The following is a 16,244-nucleotide window of genomic DNA, read 5'->3' as shown; positions in this document are numbered from 1 at the left end:
AGCAGCGCCGGCAACAGGGACAAGGACGTCACCGTCGTCCACCTCATGCGGCACGGTGAGGTGGAGAACCCGACCGGGATCCTGTACGGGCGGCTGCCCGGCTACCACCTGTCCGAGCTGGGGCGGCGGATGGCCGACCGGGTCGCCGAGCACCTCGCCCCGCGGGACGTGACGTACGTCTGCGCCTCGCCGCTGGAGCGGGCGCAGGAGACGGCCACCCCGATCGCCAAGGCGCAGGGTCTCGACCTGGACACCGACGAGCGGCTCATCGAGGCCGACAACGTCTTCCAGGGCAAGACCTTCGGTGTGGGCGACGGCGCGCTGCAGCGGCCCGGGAACTGGAAGCACCTGGTCAACCCGTTCCGGCCGTCCTGGGGTGAGCCGTACGTCGACCAGGTCGTGCGGATGATGGGCGCGCTGAACGCGGCCAAGGACCAGGCGCGCGGGCACGAGGCGGTGCTGGTCAGCCATCAGCTGCCGATCTGGATCGTGCGGTCGTACGTGGAGCGGCGGCGGCTGTGGCACGATCCGCGCAAGCGGCAGTGCACGCTCGCCTCCCTGACGACTTTCACATATCTGGGCGACAGGATCGTGTCGGTCGGTTACAGCGAACCCGCCATCGATCTGGTCCCGGCCCACCTGCGGGCCGGTGCCAAGCCGCAGAAGGGCCAGGGCACCGCCCAGGGGAAGGCCTTCGGGGCCTGAACCACCCCTGGAATGCGCTTTCCTGACGGTCCGTTTGAAGTATTTAGCGCACTTTTGCGGTCTCCGTTACGAAAACCATACAAATTAAAGGAACCGCCCCGATCGTCGCGCCCTCTCACTGGGTGACCAGCAGCAGGCGCGACGAATCGGGGATTTCCATGCGCACCGTCTCCCGGAATCTCTCCCGCAGGGGAATGCTCGGCCTCGGCGCGGGCGCGGCGGCCGCCGCCACCCTCGCCGGGTGTGGGAGTCACACGTCATCGGACGGTGCGGGGCACGCGAACGGTTCCGAACAGGGCAAGAACGGTCAGGGCGGCGGACACACCGAGCGTCCGGCCCGGCCGATCGGCGACGGCTCCACCGCCTTCACCGGCAAGCAGCCGCACCAGCCGGCCAGGCCCGAGCCGCTGGAGCCGGGCCAGACCCCGCCGCAGTTCGTGATCTTCTCCTGGGACGGCGCCGGTGAGGTCGGCAACGGACTCTTCCCGCGCTTCCTGGACCTCGCCAAGGAGCACGGCGCGAGCATGACCTTCTTCCTCTCCGGGCTGTATCTGCTGCCCGAGTCCAAGAAGCGCATGTACGAGCCGCCGAACAACCCGCGCGGTGCCTCCGACATCGGCTACCTCAGCGACCCGCACGTCAAGGCGACGCTGACCAACGTGCGCCGGGCCTGGCTGGAGGGGCACGAGATAGGCACCCACTTCAACGGGCACTTCTGCACCGGGCACGGCACGGTGGCCAACTGGACCCCGCAGCAGTGGCGCAGCGAGATCGACCAGGCCAAGTCCTTCGTGAAGAACTGGAAGACCAACACCGGCTGGCACGACCTGCCCGCGCTGCCCTTCGACTACGACAAGGAGCTCGCCGGCGGTCGTACGCCCTGTCTGCTCGGCCAGAACAACCTGTTGCCCACCGCCCGCGAGCTGGGCTGGCGCTACGACGCCTCCTCGCCGGGCGGCCGTCAGGTGTGGCCGGTGAAGCGGCTCGGGATCTGGGACCTGCCGTTGCAGCAGGTCCCGTTCCCCGGGCGTTCCTTCGAGGTGCTCTCGATGGACTACAACATGCTCGCCAACCAGTCCGTGAACTCGACCAAGGCGCCCGCCTACAACTACCCGGGCTGGCGCAAGCAGTCCGCGCAGGCGTACATAGCGGGCTTCGAGCGGGCATACACGACAAACCGGGCGCCGTTCTTCATAGGCAACCACTTCGAGCAGTGGAACGGCGGCATCTACATGGACTCCGTCGAGGAGGCCTTCAAGCACATCGCGCGGGAGAAGGAGAAGGGCGCGGACGTGCGGCTCGTCTCCTTCCGGCAGTTCGTCGACTGGATGGACGTACAGAAGCCCGAGGTGCTCGCCAAGTTGCGCACGCTGGAGGTCGGACAGCGGCCGGCCGGCGGCTGGAAGCAGTTCCTCGCCTAAGTGTGGTGCCGGAAATGTCCCGTGTAAATACGCCCTGAAATGCGGTTTTCCGCCCGGCAGGGGGGCGCGCGAGGGGCCCGGAACCGACATGCGAAACTTTTCACATGAGTACCCGTAGCCGCGCCGTCCTGCTCAGCGCCGTGGCCGCCGCGCTGGCCCTGACCCTGTCCGCGTGCGGCAAGGGCGGCACCTCCGGCGGCGGTGGCAACACCAACTTCGTCACCGGCAACAACGGCATCGACACCGTGCCGGCGGGCAAGCGCACCGCGGCCCCGGACCTGTCGGGCAAGACCATCGACGGCAGGACTCTCAACGTCGCGGACTACAAGGGGCACGTCGTCGTCGTCAACGTCTGGGGCTCGTGGTGCGGACCGTGCCGCGAGGAGGCCCAGTACTTCTCCAAGGTGTCGAAGCAGTACGAGGGCGACGGCGTGCGGTTCGTCGGCATCAACACCCGGGACACCAGCACCACCCCCGCGGTCGCCTTCGAGAAGGAGCACGGGATCACCTACCCGAGCCTGTACGACCCCACGGGCAAGCTGATGCTCCGCTTCAAGCGGGGCACCCTCAATCCGCAGCTGATCCCCTCCACGCTCGTCATCGACAAGCAGGGAAAGGTCGCCGCGCGGGCCCTGGAGGCGCTCGACGACACCGCCCTGCTGAAGATGCTCAAGCCGGTCCTGGCGGAGAAGTGACGTGAGCGCGACCCTGATGCTGGCGGCCACGGGCCAGAACCAGACCGTGCTCAACGGCGCCCTGCTGATCGCCCTGCCGGTCGCCCTGCTCGGCGGGCTCGTCTCCTTCTTCTCCCCGTGCGTGCTGCCGCTGGTGCCCGGCTACCTCTCCTACGTCACCGGGGTCGCCGGCACCGACCTGGCCGAGGCGCGGCGGGGGCGGATGGCCACCGGTGCCGCCCTGTTCGTCCTCGGCTTCACCGTCGTGTTCGTCTCCGGTGGCGCGCTGTTCGGATACTTCGGCTACACCCTGCAGGACCACAAGGGAACGCTGTCCAGGGTGCTCGGCGTACTCATGATCCTGCTGGGCGTGTTCTTCATGGGGCTGATGCCCTGGCTGACCCAGCGTGAGTTCCGCTTCCACCGGCGCCCGGCCGCAGGACTGGTCGGCGCGCCCCTCCTCGGCGCCCTCTTCGGAGTCGGCTGGACCCCCTGCATCGGTCCGACCCTCGCCTCCGTCATCGCCCTGTCCTCCCAGCAGGCGAGCGCCGGCCGGGGCGCGATACTGACCGTCGCCTACTGCCTCGGCCTCGGTGTCCCCTTCGTGCTCACCGCGGTCGCCTTCCGCAAGGCCCTCGGCGCCTTCGGCTGGGTCAAGCGCCACTATGTGTGGGTGATGCGCATCGGCGGCACGATGATGATCGTGACCGGTGTGCTGCTGCTGACCGGGGCCTGGGACAGTCTGGTGCAGCAGATGCAGACCTGGTCCGACGGCTTCACTGTGGGGATCTGATCGATGAGTACGACCGACACCGGCAACAGCCGGGACCAGGACCGCCAGGAGGACCTCGGCGCGGCCGGCTCCCAGCTGTCCACCGCCCCGCAGGAGGAGCTCTCCGGCCTGCCCGGCCTCGGCGTCATCGGCTGGGCCCGCTGGTTCTGGCGGCAGCTGACCTCCATGCGGGTCGCGCTGCTGCTGCTCCTGCTGCTCTCGCTCGGCGCGATCCCCGGCTCGCTCATCCCGCAGACCGGCGCCGACCTGAACAAGGTCGACGAGTTCCGCAAGGCCCACAAGACCCTCGCGCCGGTCTACGACAAGCTCGGCCTGTTCCACGTCTACAGCTCGGTGTGGTTCTCCGCGATCTACATCCTGCTGTTCGTCTCCCTCATCGGCTGCATCATCCCGCGCACCTGGCAGTTCGTCGGCCAGCTGCGCGGCCGTCCGCCGGCCGCGCCCAAGCGGCTGACCCGGCTGCCCGCGTACACGACGTGGCGTACGGACGCCGATCCCGAGCAGGTCCGCGAGGCCGCGCTCGCCCTGCTGAAGAAGCGCCGCTTCCGCGCCCACATCGCCGGTGACGCCGTCGCCGCCGAGAAGGGCTATCTGCGTGAGCTGGGCAACCTGGCCTTCCATGTCGCCCTGATCGTGCTGCTGATCGCCTTCGCCTCCGGCCAGATGTTCAAGTCGGACGGCACCAAGCTGGTCGTCGAGGGCGACGGCTTCGCCAACGCGCTGTCGCAGTACGACGACTTCAAGTCCGGCAGCCTGTTCCAGAACGACGACCTCGTGCCGTTCAGCTTCGACCTGAAGGACTTCAAGGCGACCTACGAGGTCAGCGGCCCCAACCGGGGCACCCCGCGCACCTTCGAAGCGAAGATCGCCTACAGCAAGGGCGCGTACGGCAAGGAGCGGCCGGCCACCATCCAGGTCAACAAGCCCCTGCACATCGACGACGCCAAGGTCTACCTCGTCAGCCACGGCTACGCGCCCGTCATCACCGTCCGCGACGGCAAGGGCACGGTCGTCTACAGGGACGCGGTGCCGCTGCTGCCGCTCGACGGCAACGTCACCTCCAACGGCGTCGTGAAGGTCTACGACGGCTACCGCAACGCGCAGGGCAAGAAGGAACAGCTCGGCTTCCAGGCCTTCTTCGTGCCGACGTTCGACCCGAAGAGCGGCACGATGCTCTCGCAGTTCCCGGCGCTGGTGAACCCGCTGCTCGCGGTGAACGCCTACCACGGTGACCTCGGCGGGGTGAACGCCGGCCTCTCGCAGAACGTGTACCAGCTCGACAAGACGCACATGAAGGCGTTCAAGGACGGCAAGGGCCAGCTGCTGAAGAAGCTGCTGCAGCCGGGCGACACGCTCACGCTGCCGAACGGCGCCGGGTCCATCACCTTCGAGAAGGACATCAAGGAATGGGCCGGCTTCGAGATCGTCCAGGAGCCCGGCAGCGGCTGGGCGCTCGGCGGTGCCCTCGTCGCGATCTTCGGTCTGGCCGCCTCCCTGTTCATCCAGCGGCGCCGGGTGTGGGTGCGCGCGGTGCGCGGCGCCGACGGCGTGACGGTCGTCGAGATGGCCGGGCTCGGCCGCAGCGAGTCCGCCAAGGTGCCCGAGGAACTGGGCGACCTCGCCGGAACCCTCTACGACCAGGCGCCGGGGGCACCCGACCCCGACGACGACCCCTCCACCACCCCCGACCCCCAAGTCGTACCTGCCGAAGGGGCTGAGCAGCAGTGACTCTCGCCGCCGCCACCAACGAACACCTCGCGAGCATCAGCAACACGCTGATCTACTCGTCGATGGCCGTCTACACCCTGGCCTTCTTCGCGTACATCGCCGAATGGCTCCTGGGCAGCCGCAGCAAGGTGGCCCGTACGGCCGCCGCGCTGACCGCCGAGGGCGCGCACAAGGCGAGCGGTCCGGCCGTGACCGTGAAGCAGGCCGGGGGCACCGCCGTGCTGGAGCGGCCCCAGGTCGTCGTCCGCTCGGCCTCCGGCGCCCGCGACGTGCCGGACGGCCCCGGCGCACACGGCGGGGACGCGCAGGGCGACCTCTACGGGCGCATCGCCGTCTCCCTCACCGTGCTCGCCTTCCTGGTGGAGCTGGCCGGTGTCGTCGCCCGCGCGGCCTCCGTGCAGCGGGCGCCGTGGGGCAACATGTACGAGTTCAACATCACCTTCTCCACGGTGGCCGTCGGCGTCTACCTCACGCTGCTGGCCCTGAAGAAGAACGTGCGCTGGCTCGGCCTCTTCCTCATCACCACGGTCCTGCTCGACCTCGGTCTCGCGGTCACCGTCCTGTACACGGCGAGCGACCAGCTGGTCCCGGCCCTGCACTCGTACTGGCTGTACATCCACGTCTCCACCGCGATCTTCTGCGGCGCGGTGTTCTACGTCGGCGCGGTCGCCACGATCCTGTACCTGTTCAAGGACTCCTACGAGAACAAGCTGCAGACCGGCGGCAAGCCCGGCAGGTTCGCGACCTCGGTCCTGGAGCGCCTGCCCGCCTCGGCCTCGCTGGACAAGTTCGCCTACCGGGTCAACGCGGCCGTCTTCCCGCTGTGGACGTTCACGATCATCGCGGGCGCGATCTGGGCGGGTGACGCCTGGGGCCGCTACTGGAACTGGGACCCGAAGGAGACCTGGTCCTTCATCACCTGGGTCGCCTACGCCTGCTACCTGCACGCCCGCGCGACGGCCGGCTGGAAGGGCCGCAAGGCCGCCTACCTGGCGATGATCGCCTTCGGCTGCTGGCTGTTCAACTACTACGGCGTCAACATCTTCGTGACCGGCAAGCACTCCTACGCGGGCGTGTGAGCCCGGGGTCGGTGACACTGGTGCCATGAGCGGTTCCATCGCACAGGGCACCAGCCAGACCCACGGGAACACGCACATACTCCACTTCGTGGTGCGGCTTCCGGCGTGCATGGAGGACGTGTGGCCGGCGGTGGCCACCCCCGGGGGACTCTCGGGGTGGTGCACCGCCGTCGACGTCGTCGAACCCCGGCTCGCCGGCGCGGTCGTCCTGGGAGAGCTGGGTACCGGCCGGGTCACGGCCTGGGACGTGGACCGGGTCGCGGAGTACAGCGTCGAGGACGGCGGGCGGATCCGGTTCCATCTGGAGCGGGAAGGGGAGGCGGAGAGCGTGCTGCGCTTCACCCGCGAGTTCCAGGGCGAGACCGACTCGGAGTCCGCCTGGCGCACGAGATTCGAACGACTGATCGAACAGCTGGGGCGTTCCTAGGTCAGGACACCGCGGACAGGCTGCCGTGGGCCACCGAGGCGATGTGGTCGCGCAGCCGCTCGACGTACAGCCGCACGTTCTTCGCCGCCACGTCCGTGTCCGGGTACCGGCTCGCCAGCCACAGCCCCTCGTGCAGCCGGTTCACCCACACGCACACCTGGTCGCCGTACGACACCCGCAGCAGCGCGTGCGCGCGCTGCTCGGCCCAGTGCTCGGCGCCGGGGACGGACCGGGTGTCGACGTAGGAGACGATCGAGTACAGGTCCGGCGAGGTCGGCCGGAAGTCCGCGCCGAGCAGCCGCAGCACCCGGGCCAGGGGCATCCGGGCCAGCGGCCGGTTGGCCTGCAGCTCGGCGCGCACCGCGCGCAGGGTCTCCGGGAAGCCCGCCCGGGCCACCGGGACCTCGATCGGGGCGCCGCCCACGTACCAGCCCACCGAGTCGCTCCACCGCGACTTCACCCGGGTGTGGAAGGGAACCACCGTCCGGTACACCGGCTGCCCGCCCAGCTCGTGCACGATCAGCCCGGTCGCGGCCAGCAGACCGACCATGCTGCCGCCGTAGGGGCGGCAGTACGTCTCGAACGCCGCCGCCTCCTGAGCGTCCGCCAGCGGTTCGCACAGCATCCGCTGCCGCGGCAGCGGGCCGCCGGGCTCCAGCCCGAGGTCGACCGGGAAGCCCGGCAGCACGCCGTCGCAGCGCCGGATGAACTCGCGCCAGCGGCCGACCACCGCGTGCCGGGCGTCGATGCCGTCCGCGTCGGCCCGTTCCAGCTCGCAGAAGTCGACGTAACTGGCCGCCGGGGCGAGGGAGCCGGGAGCGGGACCGGCCGGCCCGGCGGTGTACAGCTCGCGCACCTCGGCGGCGATCCGGGTCAGGGAGTAGGCGTCGACGTTGCTGTGGTCGAAGGCCATGTACACGCTCGCGCCGTCGTCCCGGACGACCGCCGCGTAGATCAGGTTCGGCCAGCGGAGCGCGTCCGCGACGGTGTCGAAACGGTCCTGGAGGTGGCGGACCAGCTCGTTCACCGCCGGGAAGTGGCCGGCCTCCTCCCGGTGCAGGGACACGTCGGCGGCGTCGAGGGTGAACCGGCGCAGTTCGTCGCCCGACGGGCCCGCCCAGCGGAAGCCGCTGCGCAGCGTCTCGTGCCGTACCGTCCAGGCGCGCAGCGCCTCCTGGAGCGCGTCGAGGTCGACCGGGCCCGGCAGATCGAAGGCGGTACCCAGCCAGGTCGGGACGAACAGCCCGTCGTCACGGACGCACTTGGCGGTCCTGATGTGCGACTCCTGGATGTAGGCCGGCGGCCGGGAGTCCTCCGGGAGTGCCGTCGCCGCCGCCACGCTCGCCGGACTCAGCGTCCACTCGACGAGTCGCCCCGGCTGTACCTCGCAGCGCTGGATGTCAGTGATTCGCACGCGTCTCCCATCGCAGAAGGGGGCCCCTGATGCGGGCCCCCTTCATGGCAATGCCGTGGGACGCGGCCGGGACATGCCCGTCCGGTCCATTTCAACGGAACGGGTGGCAGGCCGAACGCGGAAGTGAATAACCGCCGTCACGCGCCGGGGTCCGGTTCACCCGACGGTGATCGAGTCCAGCTTCTCGCGCAGGTACACATGGGAGTCCACCGGCGGGTACGCCACCCGGCCGACCGGAGCCGGCACGGACTCCACCCGGGTGCCCGGGGTGCACTCGCCGAAGTACACGAGCGACATCAGCTCCTCGGCGGGCGCGTCCACCGGCGGCGGCAGCACCCGGTGCCGCCCCGAGCGCCACCGGTCACCGGTCCAACGGGCCAGCAGGTCGCCGATGTTGACGGTGAGGGCGGCCGGATCGTACGGCGCGTCCTCCCATCCGCCCGCGTCGGTGTACACCTGGAGCCCGCCCCGGCCCGCCTGCCGGTCCAGGATGGTCACGGTCCCGAAGTCGGTGTGCGGCCCGATCCGGAACTGCCCCGGCAGCGGCTCGCCGACGACGTCCGTCCCCGGATACCAGTTGATGTTGAATCCGTACGTCGGGTGGTCCATGTGCCGGGAGAAGAAGTCCTGTTCGAGCCCCAGGGCGTACCCCAGCAGCGACAGCAGCTCCTTCTCCAGGGCGGCCATGTCCGCCAGGTACCGCTTGCACAGCGTCCTGAGCCCGGGCACCTCGGCAGGCCACACATTGGGCGCGTACCACTCCGCGTTGACGACGGGGTCGTCGAAGGGCTCGTCCGTCGCGAACGTCAGCGACTCCTTCAGGTCGGGCGGCGTCTCGGTGCCCTCCGCGTAGCCGTTGGCCTCGGCGCCGGGCCCGAGCCAGCCGCGGCCGCCGACCTTCGCCGCGTAGGCCTGCTTGACCTCGGCGGGCAGCAGGAAGAACTCCCGCGCCGCCGCCCGGATCCCGGCCCGCAGTCCCGGCTCCACCCCGTGCCCGGTGACCAGCAGGAACCCGGCGCTCTGCAACGCCCGGTCGACGGTACGGGCGAGGGCGCCGCGTGCCTCCTCGTCGCCGTCGAGCCAGGGCCGCAGATCGACGGCCGGAACGCGCGACTCACTCACCGATGTCCTCATTCCACAGCTCCGGGTTGTCCTCGACGAAGGCGCGCATCATCGCGATGCACTCGGGATCCTCCAGGACCACGATCTCCACACCGTGCCCGGCGAGCCAGTCGTGGCCGCCGTGGAAGGTGGTGGCCTCGCCGATCACCACGCGGGAGATGCCGAACTGACGGACCAGGCCGCTGCAGTACCAGCACGGGGAGAGGGTGGTGACCATGGTCGTGCCACGGTACGTGCGCTGCCGTCCCGCCGCGCGGAACGCGGCCGTCTCCGCGTGCATCGAGGGGTCGCCGTCCTGGACCCGGCGGTTGCGGCCGCGGCCGAGGAGCGTGCCGTCGGCTCCGTGGAGCGCGGCGCCGATGGGGATCCCGCCCTCGGCGAGCCCGGCCCGGGCCTCGGCCACGGCGGTGGCGAGCCAGGCGCGGGCCTGTCGTTCGTCCATGCCCTCACTGTGCGGGGCGGCGGGGTCCGGGGCAACGGGGCGGGCCGGGGCCGGGGGGGTAGGGCCTGTCGTCTGGATCACGCCGCAGACGCGGGTCCTAGCCGGAGATCATCCCGATGATCACCCGTACCGCCTCGGCCACCGGTTGGCCGACCGCACCGACCGTGCCGGCGATCCCGGCGATCGCCAGCAGGGCGCGGTGCCGTTCCTGTGCGGGCACGGCGGCGTCGGCGCTGATGGCGGGCAGGGACTCCTCCAGCAACGGGACGCTGGGCGCCGGCACGTGTGCGCGCAACTCGGCGATGAGGCCGCGCAGTTCGGCGAGGGCCGCGACCAGGGCCGGGTCGGGCTGCCCGGCTCCGGTGCCCACCTGGGTCTTGACGATGCCCCGGTTGCCCTGGCCGCCGTACATGTTCACGTTGTCGCCGTAGTAGTAGTTGTTGCTCATGCGCCGATCCCCACGTTTCCGGTGCCGCCGTACATGTTGACGTTGTCGCCGAAGTAGTAGTTCTTCGGCGAGAAGGTGATGCTCTCCACCGTGACCCTGAACTCGGTGTCCGGGTGGTCGATGGCGTACGAGATCTGGCCGACGACCTGGTCCAGGTAGCGCGGGTCCCGGCTGGTGACCAGCGCGGTGGACGCGCCCGAGGTCTCGACCGCGAGGACGTGGTGGTCGGCGGCGAACAGGACCGAGCACAGGTCGATGACGAAGAAGATCTCGGCGATGAGGGCCACGAACCAGATGAACGAGACATAGCCGGCCCCGCCGGAATCCGATCCCCCCAGCGCGAGGGAGGGCAGGCCCGGCAGCATCGCGATGAACCCGGTGATCAGTGTCCCCGCGGTGTACCGGAGGAACCGCATCGTGGCCTCCCTGCGCTTGGGGCGCATGACGAAGGTGTAGACGCGGGCGATGTTGTGCAGCGGGTACACCGCCGCGCCGATCCACAGGATCCGTTTGCTGACCCGCAGGTCGACCCGGGCCGGCGCGGGATGCGGTGGCGGCGCCGGGACGTCCGGCATGGGAGGCGCCGCGGTCGGCGCGGCGGGAGGTGCGGCGGGCGGGTCCTGGGCCGGGTGCTCGGGCGGCTGGCCGTTCTGCATCTGCTTCTGTCCCCCAGAGGTCAGGCGATCCCTCGTAACTCGGTGACGACCATTAACCACACCCCCGGTGGGGGATGGCAAGTCGACAGGAGAGCCGAAGTGCGGTCGGCCGGGGAGCAGTTGACGGAGTCTCAGCCGGTCACGCGGAGCAGCAGCTTTCCCGTGCTCGACCGTCCGCCCATCAGCCGGTGTGCCTCCGCCGCCTCCGCGAGGGCGAACTCGGCCGTCACCGGCAGGGCCACCGTGCCGTCGGCCGCCGTCGCGAACGCCCGCTCGGACAGCCGGCGCAGCGCGTCCGGTGCGGTGCCGGCCAGGGTCAGGATGGAGAACCCGGACACCGAGACACCGAGCGGGTACAGCTCGGGCTGGCCCACGCTCCACGGCTCGGCCCCGCTCGCGTTGCCGAAGGAGACCAGGCGTCCGAAGGGCGCCAGCGAGGCGAGGCCGGCGCGCAGGGTGTCGCCGCCGACCGGGTCCAGCACGAGGTCGGCGCCGCGCCCGCCGGTGGCCTCGCGCAGCCCCTCCTGGAAGGCGCCGACGAACACCTCGTCGTAGCCGTGGCCCTTGGCGTGGACGGCCTTGGCCGCCGAGGACACCACGCCGTACACCGCCCCGGCGCCCGCCGCCCGCGCGAGCCGGCCGACGGCCGTGCCGACCCCGCCGGCCGCGCCCTGGACGAGGACCGACTCGCCGGGCTGGAGCCGGCCGACGGTGTGGACGAGGGCGTAGGCCGTCGGCAGGACCGTGGGCAGGGTCGCGGCGGTGCGCAGGTCCAGGCCGGCGGGGACCGGGAAGACGGACGCCGCCCCGGCCACCACCACCTCGGCGTACGCGCCGCCCTCGGTGAGCGCCATCACCTCCTGGCCGACGGCGAGGTCCGTGACCCCGGCGCCGAGCGCGCGGACCCGGCCGGAGACCTCCAGGCCGGGGACGTACGGCAGCGCGGGCACCCGGTAGCCCTCCGCGCGCGCCTTGAGGTCGGCGAAGTTCACGCCGGTGTACGCCACGTCGATGCTCACCTGCCCGGGGCCGGGTCGCGGCACCTCGGCCTCCACCAGCCGCAGCACCTCGGGACCGCCGTACTCCTGGAACTCCACCGCGCGCATGCCACACCCCTGGCTCGACTCGACTGTTCAATCAAAAGCGAACACTCGTGAGTGTATGGTTTTCATCGAACACTCGGCAAGGCGAAAGCACGGAAGCGCACGACAGGGAGGAGGCCGACGTGACCACCGGCAGTCACCGGGCCGCCCCGGAGCACACCCACCCCGAGGACGTGTCCGTCCTCACGGCGCTGGCCGCCCTCGCCGACCCCGTGCGCCTCACCCTGGTCAGGGAGCTGGCCGGCTCCGCCGAGTGGTCCCGCAGCTGCGGCAGCTTCGACGTGCCGGTCGGCAAGGCCGCCCTCAGCCACCACTTCGCGGTGCTGCGCGGGGCCGGCCTCGTGGAGCAGCGGGACGAGGGCTCCCGGCGGGTCAACCGCCTGCGCCGCGCCGAGTTCGACGCCCGCTTCCCCGGGCTGCTCGACCTCGTGTTGCGCGAGCACGGCTCCTGACGCGCCTTCACATTCCTTTCTCTCCCCGTTGGTTGGGCGTTTCATCCGGCATCGTCCGGGGAGCGCACGATCCTGTCCCCGCTGACGCAGGAGACACGGGTGGCCACACACAGAGCCGAGACCGAAAGACCCCGTCGGACCGGCGAGCCCCGCCTGCGGGTGGGGGAACCGGCGATCGCGCCCCCACCGGGCTCCACGGTGCTGCGGTGGCTGCCGCGCGCCGTCGCCGCCGTCACCGCCCTGTGCGCGATCGTCGTCCTCGCCCAGGGCCAGGCCGGCCTGCCCTTCACCCGCATCGTCACGATCGAGGCCAAGATGGCCTCGAAGGCCGACTACTTCGAGGACCCCGAGGTCCAGCGGCTGCTCGTCCGGCACGGCTTCCGCGTGCACATCACCCGCATGGGCTCGCGCGGGATCGCCGCCCAGAGCTACGACGGCTACGACGTCGTGTTCCCCTCCGGGCAGCCCGCCGCCGACCTGATCACCAGGAAACGCGCGGCCGAGGGCCACCCGGCGACGACGTACCGGCCGTTCGTCAGCCCGATCGTGCTCGGCACCTACCGCGAATACGCCGAGACGCTCCAGGACGCCGGGATCGTCACCCCGTTACCCGGGGTGCCCACCGGGGCGAAGCCCCTGTACTACTCGCTCGACATGCAGAAGTTCCTCCGGGCGACCGCCGACGGCCGCCGCTGGGACGGCCTCGGCACCGACCACGACGGCAAGCGCGTCAGCATCGACCGGCACGGCATACGCAACGGGAACAAGGTGCTCGCCCAGACCTCCGACATCTGCGAGGCCAACTCCGCCGGCACCTACCTGGGGCTCGTCTCCTACGTCTGGAACCACGACAACATCCCGCAGGACACCACCGACGCGACCCGGTTCGCCGAGCGCATCCGGCTCCTCCTCAACGACCAGGGCATGCCGTCCTCCGAGAAGAACGAGACCTACGTCTCCGCCGAGGGCAAGAGCATCGCGCCGATCGCGGTGATCTACGAGCACCAGTTCCTGGCCCACCAGATCGCCACCCGGGCCGACACCGGGCACATCGACAGCGAGCGCGTCCTGCTCTACCCCTCCACCCGGTTCGTCACCGAGCCGCAGCTGATCGCGCTGACCCCGGACGGCGACCGGCTCGGCGACCTGATCACCAAGGACCCGGCGCTGCAGAGGCGGGCGATGGAACTGGGCTTCCGGGTCCGGGACGCCGAGGGCGCCTCCGCCACCAGCGACGCGCTGACCCGGTTCCTCACCGACCACCGGATTCAGGCACCCGTCCTGTCGGACGACGACACCAAGGCGGTGCTGCCCCGGCTCGACCTGCTGGAGAAGATGATCGAGATCGTCGGCGACTGCGACCCGGTGGCCAGGTCGGCGGCCGGCGAGGAGGCGCCATGACCGCCCGCGGACTGAGGGCCGCCCTGTGCCTGGTCCTGCTCGCCGCGCTCGGCGGTCTCGTCTCCTGCTCCGGCGGGGGCGGCGGCCCCGACACCACCCTGCACGTCCTGGCCAGCGACGAACTCACCGACATGAAGCCCCTTTTGGCGAGGCTCCAGCAGGACACCGGGGTCCGCCTGGACATGGAGTACCGGGCGACCAACGACGCCAGCGACACCCTGCTGACCGGCCGCCACTCCTACGACCTGGCCTGGCTCTCCTCCGACCGCTACCTGAGGCTCAGGGCGAAGAAGGCCCCCGCCGGTGACCACCCCGCCACCGGCGTGCAGAGCACCTCGATCATGCGCTCCCCGGTCGTCGTCGGCCTCACCCGGGACCTGGCCCGCACGCTGCGCGCCAGGGCGCCCGGCGGCCGCCTGTCCTGGGCGGACCTCGCCGACGCCGCCGCCACCGGCACCGTGCGCTTCGGCATGGCCGACCCCCGGCACAGCAACAGCGGCCTCGCCGCACTGGTCGGCGTCGCCACCGCGGCGGCCGGCACCGGCAGCGCGCTGCGCCCGGCGGACGTCAGCTGCGACCGGCTGCGCGGCTTCCGCTCCGGGCAGACGCTGACCGCCGAGACCTCCCACGCCCTGCTGGACGACTTCGCCGAGCACCCCGGACGCACCAACGCCCTGATCACCTACGAGTCCGAGCTGCTCACCCTGAACGCCTCCGGCCGGCTCAGGCAGCCGCTGGAGATCGTGCATCCCGCCGACGGCATGGTGCTGTCCGACTATCCGCTGCTGCTCCTCGACCCCGCCCGCCGGGCCGCCTACGACCGCGTGGTGTCGTGGCTGACCGCATCCGAGCACCAGCGGGAGATCATGCGGCGGACGCTGCGCCGCCCGGTCAGCACCGCCGTGACCCGCGACCCCCGGCTCACCGCGCCCCTGGACAACGCCCTGTACTTCCCGGACGACCCGGCCGTCCTCGACCGGCTGCTCACCGACTACGGCGACCCCCGGCGCCGCGTCGCCGACCAGGTGATCTTCCTGCTGGACTTCTCCACCTCGATGCGCGGCGCCCGGACGACCGCGCTCAGGGCCGCGTTCGCGGGACTCAGCGGCGCGGACACCTCCGCCACGGGCAAGTTCGTGCGCTTCTACCAGGGCGAGCGGCTGACCGTGATCCGCTTCGGCGGGAGCCCGCTGGACGAGCGCACGGTCACCGTGCACGGCGGCGCCGACCTCACGACCCTGACGGACTTCGTCGCCGACGGCGGCTACGACGGCGCCACAGCCGTCTGGTCCGCCCTGGACCACGGCTACGGCGCCGCCGAGCGGGCCCTGCGCGAGGACCCGGGGCGGGCCGTGGCCATCGTGCTGATGACCGACGGCGAGAACAACGCGGGTCTGGGCCGCGCGGCCTTCGTCAGCCGCTACCGGGCCCGCCCCGCCGACACCCGCGCCGTGCACACCTACCCCGTCCACTTCGGTGACGCCGACGCGGCCGAACTGCGCCAGGTCGCCTCGGTGACCGGCGGCCGCATGGTCGACGCCCGTCACTCGTCCCTGTCCACCGCGTTCAAGGAGATCCGTGGCTGTTCTTGACGGCACCTGGTGGAGCGCCTGGTGGGGCGCGATGACATGGTGGCTGGCGGCCTTCGCCGGCCTGCTCGTGCTGGGCGCGGTCTTCGTACGGCGGGCCCTGGTGCGGATCAGGAAGGCGCCCGAGGACCCCCACTACCTGCCGCTGTACCTGGACAACGACGCGGTCATGGACGTGTTCGAGATGGGCAACCACCGGTCGGCACTGCGCAAGGAGGTCGAGGAGCGGAACGTGCGCAACACCGGCTGTCTGGCGGCGATTCCGGTGCTGTCCCTGATGTTCCGGCTCACCGGGGACAGGACCACCGAGATCGTCGCCAAGTACGTCGAGGACAGCCAGCCGATACAGGTGATCGGTCTGCTGCTGTCCGTCCTGCAGCGGGGGGACGGGCTCGCCCAGGTGCGGCTGCGGCAGGACTCCGCGACGGTCAGACCGAACCGCGCCCTGATCGGGGCCGGGGTCACCCACGACGTGGTGCTCAGCGAGGTCGGCGAGTTCGTCATGATCACCGGACGGTTCGAGGCCCAGGACGCCCAGGGCGAGACCCTGGTGATGCGGGCACCGTACGGGGACGGCGAGCAGTCCGCGCACCTGCGGGTCGTCCTGCGCCCCGCCGGACTGCGCCCCCCGGGCCGGCAGCTGCCCGAGGGCCAGTTCCAGGCCCACTGCCTGGGCAAGGTGACGACCTGGCGCCCCGACACCCGCGAGGTCGTGCTCCAGTACCCGGTGGCCGTCTTCCGGTGAACTGCGGGTATCGGCACCGCCGATACCCCCATCGGCAGCGCCCCG

The 16,244-nt window shown here is 71.0% G+C and carries 17 protein-coding genes; 11 read left to right on the top strand and 6 right to left on the bottom strand.

Going from position 1 to position 16,244, the window contains the following annotated elements; translation table 11 throughout:
* The first annotated feature begins 45 nt into the window (after nucleotides 1-45).
* The 7 genes from AB0D93_RS26225 to AB0D93_RS26195 all read left to right on the top strand — a co-directional run bounded on the left by AB0D93_RS26225 (nucleotide 46) and on the right by AB0D93_RS26195 (nucleotide 6,827).
* Nucleotides 46-705 (top strand): histidine phosphatase family protein, encoded by a 660-nt coding sequence (locus AB0D93_RS26225; protein WP_362123923.1) that lies wholly within the window; start codon nucleotides 46-48, stop codon nucleotides 703-705.
* Between the two features lie 158 nt (nucleotides 706-863).
* Complete coding sequence (locus AB0D93_RS26220; RefSeq protein ID WP_362123708.1) at nucleotides 864-2,126, top strand: hypothetical protein; 1,263 nt, start codon at nucleotides 864-866, stop codon at nucleotides 2,124-2,126.
* 104 nt (nucleotides 2,127-2,230) lie between these two features.
* Nucleotides 2,231-2,821: a TlpA disulfide reductase family protein gene (locus AB0D93_RS26215; RefSeq protein WP_362123705.1), complete on the top strand. Its 591-nt coding sequence runs from the start codon at nucleotides 2,231-2,233 to the stop codon at nucleotides 2,819-2,821.
* A gap of 1 nt (nucleotide 2,822) precedes the next feature.
* On the top strand, nucleotides 2,823-3,593 hold the full coding sequence (locus tag AB0D93_RS26210; protein ID WP_362123703.1) for a cytochrome c biogenesis protein CcdA: 771 nt from the start codon (nucleotides 2,823-2,825) through the stop codon (nucleotides 3,591-3,593).
* Nucleotides 3,594-3,596: 3 nt separating this feature from the next.
* On the top strand, nucleotides 3,597-5,321 hold the full coding sequence (locus AB0D93_RS26205; RefSeq protein WP_362123700.1) for a cytochrome c biogenesis protein ResB: 1,725 nt from the start codon (nucleotides 3,597-3,599) through the stop codon (nucleotides 5,319-5,321).
* Entirely contained in the window at nucleotides 5,318-6,400 is a 1,083-nt protein-coding gene (ccsB, locus tag AB0D93_RS26200) for a c-type cytochrome biogenesis protein CcsB (protein WP_362123697.1), read from the top strand. The genes AB0D93_RS26205 and ccsB overlap by 4 nt, the downstream gene beginning before the upstream one ends.
* A gap of 25 nt (nucleotides 6,401-6,425) precedes the next feature.
* Nucleotides 6,426-6,827 carry a hypothetical protein gene (locus AB0D93_RS26195; protein WP_362123695.1) on the top strand — a complete coding sequence of 134 codons (402 nt, stop codon included), beginning with the start codon at nucleotides 6,426-6,428 and terminating at the stop codon, nucleotides 6,825-6,827.
* Nucleotide 6,828: 1 nt separating this feature from the next.
* Here AB0D93_RS26195 and AB0D93_RS26190 read toward each other — a convergent pair whose 3' ends face one another.
* The 6 genes from AB0D93_RS26190 to AB0D93_RS26165 all read right to left on the bottom strand — a co-directional run bounded on the left by AB0D93_RS26190 (nucleotide 6,829) and on the right by AB0D93_RS26165 (nucleotide 12,015).
* On the bottom strand, nucleotides 6,829-8,241 hold the full coding sequence (locus AB0D93_RS26190) for a condensation domain-containing protein (RefSeq protein ID WP_362123692.1): 1,413 nt from the start codon (nucleotides 8,239-8,241) through the stop codon (nucleotides 6,829-6,831).
* A 156-nt stretch (nucleotides 8,242-8,397) separates the two neighbouring features.
* Entirely contained in the window at nucleotides 8,398-9,363 is a 966-nt protein-coding gene (locus tag AB0D93_RS26185) for a 2-oxoglutarate and iron-dependent oxygenase domain-containing protein (RefSeq protein WP_362123688.1), read from the bottom strand.
* Nucleotides 9,356-9,805: a nucleoside deaminase gene (locus tag AB0D93_RS26180; protein ID WP_362123685.1), complete on the bottom strand. Its 450-nt coding sequence runs from the start codon at nucleotides 9,803-9,805 to the stop codon at nucleotides 9,356-9,358. The genes AB0D93_RS26185 and AB0D93_RS26180 overlap by 8 nt, the downstream gene beginning before the upstream one ends.
* Before the next feature lie 97 nt (nucleotides 9,806-9,902).
* Nucleotides 9,903-10,253, bottom strand: a complete 351-nt coding sequence (locus tag AB0D93_RS26175; protein ID WP_362123682.1) for a hypothetical protein — start codon at nucleotides 10,251-10,253, stop codon at nucleotides 9,903-9,905.
* Nucleotides 10,250-10,909, bottom strand: coding sequence for a DUF6232 family protein (locus tag AB0D93_RS26170; RefSeq protein ID WP_362123679.1), 660 nt, complete (start codon nucleotides 10,907-10,909; stop codon nucleotides 10,250-10,252). The genes AB0D93_RS26175 and AB0D93_RS26170 overlap by 4 nt, the downstream gene beginning before the upstream one ends.
* A 131-nt stretch (nucleotides 10,910-11,040) precedes the next feature.
* Nucleotides 11,041-12,015 (bottom strand): zinc-binding dehydrogenase, encoded by a 975-nt coding sequence (locus AB0D93_RS26165; protein ID WP_362123677.1) that lies wholly within the window; start codon nucleotides 12,013-12,015, stop codon nucleotides 11,041-11,043.
* Between the two features lie 119 nt (nucleotides 12,016-12,134).
* Between AB0D93_RS26165 and AB0D93_RS26160 the strand changes: the two genes are divergently transcribed.
* The 4 genes from AB0D93_RS26160 (at nucleotide 12,135) to AB0D93_RS26145 (ending at nucleotide 16,199) form a co-directional block, all read left to right on the top strand.
* Complete coding sequence (locus tag AB0D93_RS26160) at nucleotides 12,135-12,464, top strand: transcriptional regulator (RefSeq protein ID WP_362123674.1); 330 nt, start codon at nucleotides 12,135-12,137, stop codon at nucleotides 12,462-12,464.
* A 99-nt stretch (nucleotides 12,465-12,563) separates the two neighbouring features.
* A complete protein-coding gene (locus AB0D93_RS26155; RefSeq protein ID WP_362123672.1) occupies nucleotides 12,564-13,865 on the top strand; it encodes a hypothetical protein in 1,302 nt (433 codons plus the stop codon).
* Entirely contained in the window at nucleotides 13,862-15,457 is a 1,596-nt protein-coding gene (locus AB0D93_RS26150) for a VWA domain-containing protein (protein ID WP_362123669.1), read from the top strand. The genes AB0D93_RS26155 and AB0D93_RS26150 overlap by 4 nt, the downstream gene beginning before the upstream one ends.
* A complete protein-coding gene (locus AB0D93_RS26145) occupies nucleotides 15,444-16,199 on the top strand; it encodes a hypothetical protein (RefSeq protein ID WP_362123666.1) in 756 nt (251 codons plus the stop codon). Before AB0D93_RS26150 ends, AB0D93_RS26145 begins: the two co-directional genes overlap by 14 nt.
* The last annotated feature ends 45 nt before the right edge of the window (nucleotides 16,200-16,244 follow it).

It is taken from the genome of Streptomyces sp. NPDC048191 (genome assembly GCF_040652655.1).
Classification (GTDB): domain Bacteria; phylum Actinomycetota; class Actinomycetes; order Streptomycetales; family Streptomycetaceae; genus Streptomyces.
Note: the sequence above shows the minus strand (reverse complement) of the source record. Positions and strands in the feature narration are given on the sequence as shown.